This is a genomic window from Inquilinus sp. (assembly GCF_057815775.1).
In genome coordinates, this window is sequence record NZ_JBYRFX010001185.1 from 1 (window position 1) to 5143 (window position 5143).

Genomic DNA, 5143 nt, shown 5'->3' on the forward strand with positions numbered 1-5143 from the left:
TCCCGCATGGTGCGGCCGGCCAACTTCCCGCCCGGCACGCCGGGCCGCGGCGCGACGCTGCTGCAGGACGGCAGCGGCCGCCAGGTGCTGGTGATCAACATCATGGCGCGGCTGTTCATGGACCCGCTCGACGACCCCTTCGCCGCGGTCGACCGGCTGCTGGCCGACACCGCGATGCCCGGGGTGGTCGATGCCATCGTGGTCGATTTCCACGGCGAGGCGTCGAGCGAGAAGATGGCGATGGGCCACCATCTCGACGGCCGGGTCTCGCTGGTGGTCGGCACCCACACCCACATCCCGACCTCCGACCTGCACATCCTGCGCGGCGGCACCGCCTACCAGACCGATGCCGGCATGTGCGGCGACTATGACAGCGTCATCGGCATGGTGAAGGAGCCGGCGATCGCCCGCTTCGTGCGCAAGCTGCCGACCGAGCGGCTGGGCCCGGCCGAGGGCCAGCCGACGCTCTGCGGCCTGGTGCTGGAGACCGACGAGGCGACGGGACTCGCACGCCGGGTCGAGCCGCTGCGCATCGGCGGGCGGCTGGCGCCGGCCTGGCCGTCCAGCTTCGCACCGGCCGATCCGACGCCCTGATCGGATTTCACCCTGTTTCTTTGAAACTACGTCTATCTGGTTGTGGTTAAATGGAATCTGGCGAATCAGGAAATTCGCCGGATCTTCCCTCCAGACCACAAAACGGCCATAGTCTCGCGCTAACGCGGCGTGGGGGATCGTGCGGTGGCGCTTGTCGTCGCCGGGCCGGCCGCATATGTCTCCCGCCGCGAGTCTTCCCAGTCAATCAGGCGTAGCCCCATGGCCGGTCATTCACAGTTCAAGAACATCATGCACCGCAAGGGCGCGCAGGACGCCAAGCGGGGTAAGATCTTCACCAAGCTCCAGCGCGAAATCACCATCTCGGCGAAGCTCGGCCTTCCCGACCCGGCGATGAACCCGCGCCTGCGCGCTGCCATCCAGGCCGCGCGCAAGGAGAACATGCCGAAGGACAACATCGATCGGGCGATCAAGCGCGCGACCGGTGACGGCGACGACAGCGACTATGTCGAGATCCGGTATGAGGGCTACGGCCCGGCCGGTATCGCCGTGATCGTCGAGGCGCTGACCGACAACCGCAACCGCACGGCGGCGGAAGTGCGCTCGATCTTCGCCAAGCATGGCGGGTCGCTCGGCGAGACCAACTCGGTCAGCTTCATGTTCAACCGGATCGGCGAGCTGGTGTTCCCGGCCAAGGTCGCCAGCGCCGATGCGATGTTCGAAGCGGCGCTGGAAGCCGGCGCCGACGATGTGCAGAGCGACGACGAGAGCCACACCGTGACCACCTCGATCGAGGGATATGCCGGCGTGCGCGAGGCGCTTGAGCAGAAGTTCGGCGCCCCTGACACGGGCGGGCTGGTCTGGCGCCCGCTGAACACCGTCGCGGTGAACGAGGAGCAGGGCACGGTGCTGCTGAAGCTGCTCGACACGCTCGATGACAATGACGATGTGCAGCGGGTCTCGGCCAATTTCGAGATTCCGGACGACATCATGGCACGGCTCACGGCCTGAGCCGGGCAGGAGGGGTGATGGATCGCGGCAGGTGGAGAGCGGATTGGGCACGGACGGCCGGTGACGGCCGGAGGATGCCTGGTCATGCTCTCCCGTCGGCGGCATGCCGATGAGGATCCTCGGCCTCGATCCCGGGTTGCGCCACACCGGCTGGGGGCTGCTCGACGTCGATGGCAACCGGCTGCGCTATGTCGCCGATGGCCGCGTCGATTCCGACGACAAGGCCGAGCTGGCGATCCGGCTGGTGCAGCTGCATGACGGGCTGGTCGAGGTCATCCGGACCTGGACGCCCGACGAGGCGGCGGTCGAGGAGACCTTCGTCAACAAGAACCCGACCTCGACCCTGAAGCTCGGCATGGCCCGCGGCGTGGTGCTGCTGGTGCCGGCCAGGGCCGGGCTGGCCGTCGCGGAATACGGCGCCAACCACATCAAGAAATCCGTGGTCGGCGCCGGCCATGCCGACAAGACCCAGGTCCAGCACATGGTTCGGATGCTGCTGCCCGGCACGACCTTCAAGACGCCGGATGCGGCCGACGCGCTGGCCGTGGCGATCTGCCATGCGCATCACCGCCAGACCTCGGCCGCCATCGCCGGCATCCGGCTGCAGGGGGCGCGATGATCGCCAAGCTGCGCGGCATCCTCGACAGCGCCGGGGCCGACCATGCGGTGATCGACTGCAACGGCGTCGGCTACCTCGTCTTCTGCTCGCGCCGCACCCTCGGCCTGATGGGCGGCCCGCACGAGGCGGTGTCGGTCCATGTCGAGACCCATGTCCGCGAGGACCACATCCACCTCTACGGCTTCGCCGACACGGCGGAGCGCGACTGGTTCCGGCTGCTGACCACCGTGCAGGGCGTCGGCGCCAAGGTCGGGCTGGCCATCCTGTCGGTGCTGTCGCCGGACCAGGTGGCGACCGCGATCGCTGCAGGCGACAAGGCGCTGCTGTCCCGCGCCGACGGGGTCGGGCCGAAGCTGGCCGCGCGCATCGCGTCTGAACTGAAGGACAAAGTCGGCGGCATCGCCCTGGGGCCGGCGGCCATCGGGCTCGCCCCCAGCGGGCCGGGAATCGCTGTCCGGTCGGCCGAGACTGGTGGCGGCGCGGCGGCCGATGCGGTGTCCGCCCTGGTCAATCTCGGCTATGGCCGGGCCGAGGCCTTCACCGCGGTGGCCCGGGCGGGCGGCAAGCTGGGCGCCGACGCCACCGTTTCGGCCCTGATCCCGGCCGCACTGCGTGAGCTGGCGTCGTGAGTGACCGCATCGTCACGGGCGACCCCCTGACCGACGACACCGGCGACGCCTCGCTGCGGCCGCAGACGCTGGAGGATTTCGTCGGCCAGCGCGAGGTCTGCGACAATCTCCGCGTGTTCGTCACCGCGGCGCGCAGCCGGGCCGAGGCGCTGGACCATGTCCTGCTGTTCGGCCCGCCGGGCCTGGGCAAGACCACGCTGGCGCAGATCGTGTCGCGCGAACTCGGCGTCGGCTTCCGCGCCACCTCCGGCCCGGTGATCGCCCGCGCCGGCGACCTTGCCGCGATCCTGACCAACCTGCAGCCGCGCGACGTGCTGTTCATCGACGAGATCCACCGGTTGAACCCGGCGGTGGAGGAAATCCTCTATCCCGCGATGGAGGACTATCAGCTCGACCTCATCATCGGTGAGGGGCCGGCCGCGCGCTCGGTCCGCATCGACCTGCCGCCCTTCACCCTGGTCGGCGCCACCACCCGGTCGGGGCTGATCACCACGCCGCTGCGCGACCGCTTCGGCATCCCGCTGCGGCTGAATTTCTACGGCACGCCCGAACTCGAATCGATCGTCGCCCGCGGCGCCCGGCTGCTGGGCTGCCCGCTGTCGGAGGAGGGGGCGCACGAGATCGCCAAGCGCTCGCGCGGCACGCCGCGCATCGCCGGCCGGCTGCTGCGCCGGGTGCGCGATTTCGGTGCCGTCGCCGGGCTGACGCAGATCGATGCCCGCGCCGCCGACCAGGCGCTGAAGCGCCTCGATGTCGATGAAGGCGGGCTCGACGCCATGGACCGGCGCTATCTCCGGCTGATCGCGGACCATTACAGCGGCGGCCCGGTCGGGGTCGAGACGCTGGCCGCGGCGCTGAGCGAACAGCGCGACATGATCGAGGAAGTGATCGAGCCCTATCTGCTGCAGCAGGGGCTGCTACTGCGCACGCCACGCGGCCGCATGCTGGGTGAGCGCGGCTACCGCGTGCTCGGCCTGTCGGTGCCGAAGCGGCCCGATTCCCAGCTCGACCTGCTGGGGGAAGAAGAACCGTGAACGGCCCGCACATTTTCCCGGTCCGGATCTATTGGGAAGACACGGACGCGTCCGGCATCGTCTACCACGCATCCTATCTGCGCTTCGCCGAGCGGGCGCGGACCGAGCTGCTGCGGGCGGCCGGCTTCGAGCAGTGGTCGCTGCTGGCCGACACCGGCATCGCCTTTGCCGTGCGGCGCTGCGAGATCGATTTTCGCCGGTCGGCGCGGCTGGACGACCAGCTCGAAATCGACACGCGGGTGACCGCGATCGGCGGTGCCAGCCTCGATATGTCGCAGGCGATCCGGCGCAATGGGGATGACATCGTCACATTGCTGCTGAAATTGGCCTGCATCACTCGTGATGGCCGGGCGGCTCGGATGCCGCCCGACCTGCGCGACGTTTTCAACATGGTCAAAGGTCAGACCGCGTCGCACGCGGCGTAGGGAAGGGCGAAGGGTAATGGAGCAGTCGGTGATCGATACCGCCCAGGTGGTCGGGCAGGGCGCGATCCACAATCTCAGCATGTGGGGCTTGTTCCTGCAGGCCGACGTCATCGTCAAATTCGTGATGCTGCTGCTGCTGTCGGCATCCGTCTGGTGCTGGGCGATCATCTTCGAGAAATGGATCCGGGTGCGGCGGCTGAACCGTGCGGCCGATGCCTTCGAGGATTCGTTCTGGTCCGGCGGCTCGCTCGATGACTTGTACGACCAGGTCGGCGCCAACCCGCCCGACCCGATGGCCGCCACCTTCGCCGCCGGCATGAAGGAATGGCGCATCGCCGCCGACCGCGGCCTCAGCGCCTCGGGCAACATGCGGGCCGGGCTGCAGCAGCGCATCGACCGGGTGATGCAGGTGACCATGACCAGGGAGCTCGGCCGGGTCGAACGTGGCATGACCGTGCTGGCCTCGGTCGGTTCGACGGCGCCCTTCGTCGGCCTGTTCGGCACGGTCTGGGGCATCATGAACTCGTTCCAGTCGATCGCCGCCCAGGCCGACACCAGCCTCGCCGTGGTGGCGCCGGGTATCGCCGAGGCGCTGCTGGCCACCGCCATCGGCCTGCTCGCCGCCATCCCGGCGGTCGTCGCCTACAACAAATTGTCATCGGACGCCGGCAAGCTGGCGGTGCGCATGGAAGGGTTCGCGGACGAGTTCTCCGCCATACTGTCGCGCCAAATAGATGAAAAAGTCGCCCAGAAGGTCTGAGGTCGTTTTATGGGAATGTCGGCAAGTACAGGCGGGTCGGGCCGCGGCGGACGCGGTCACAGGCGTCGCGGCCGCCATCACGGCCTGATGTCCGAGATCAACGTGACGCCGTT

7 protein-coding genes are annotated in these 5143 nt (G+C 68.8%); all 7 read left to right on the top strand.

All coding sequences use genetic code 11. From position 1 onward, the window contains the following. Window positions 1–594, top strand: a 594-nt coding sequence (locus AC3XYG_RS42245) for a TIGR00282 family metallophosphoesterase (protein ID WP_489145919.1), incomplete at its 5' end; no start/stop codon positions are given. A gap of 219 nt (window positions 595–813) precedes the next feature. Continuing rightward, window positions 814–1563, top strand: coding sequence for a YebC/PmpR family DNA-binding transcriptional regulator (locus AC3XYG_RS42250; protein WP_489145920.1), 750 nt, complete (start codon window positions 814–816; stop codon window positions 1561–1563). 109 nt (window positions 1564–1672) lie between these two features. Next, a complete protein-coding gene (ruvC, locus tag AC3XYG_RS42255) occupies window positions 1673–2182 on the top strand; it encodes a crossover junction endodeoxyribonuclease RuvC (protein WP_489145921.1) in 510 nt (169 codons plus the stop codon). Further along, window positions 2179–2811: a Holliday junction branch migration protein RuvA gene (gene ruvA / locus AC3XYG_RS42260; protein WP_489145922.1), complete on the top strand. Its 633-nt coding sequence runs from the start codon at window positions 2179–2181 to the stop codon at window positions 2809–2811. Before ruvC ends, ruvA begins: the two co-directional genes overlap by 4 nt. Beyond that, entirely contained in the window at window positions 2808–3845 is a 1038-nt protein-coding gene (ruvB, locus tag AC3XYG_RS42265) for a Holliday junction branch migration DNA helicase RuvB (protein WP_489145923.1), read from the top strand. Before ruvA ends, ruvB begins: the two co-directional genes overlap by 4 nt. After that, window positions 3842–4270, top strand: coding sequence for a tol-pal system-associated acyl-CoA thioesterase (gene ybgC, locus AC3XYG_RS42270; RefSeq protein WP_489145924.1), 429 nt, complete (start codon window positions 3842–3844; stop codon window positions 4268–4270). Before ruvB ends, ybgC begins: the two co-directional genes overlap by 4 nt. Window positions 4271–4286: 16 nt before the next feature. Then, the gene (gene tolQ, locus AC3XYG_RS42275) at window positions 4287–5030 is read left to right on the top strand and encodes a protein TolQ (RefSeq protein ID WP_489145925.1); all 744 of its coding nucleotides are present in this window, start codon (window positions 4287–4289) and stop codon (window positions 5028–5030) included. Window positions 5031–5143: the final 113 nt, after the last annotated feature.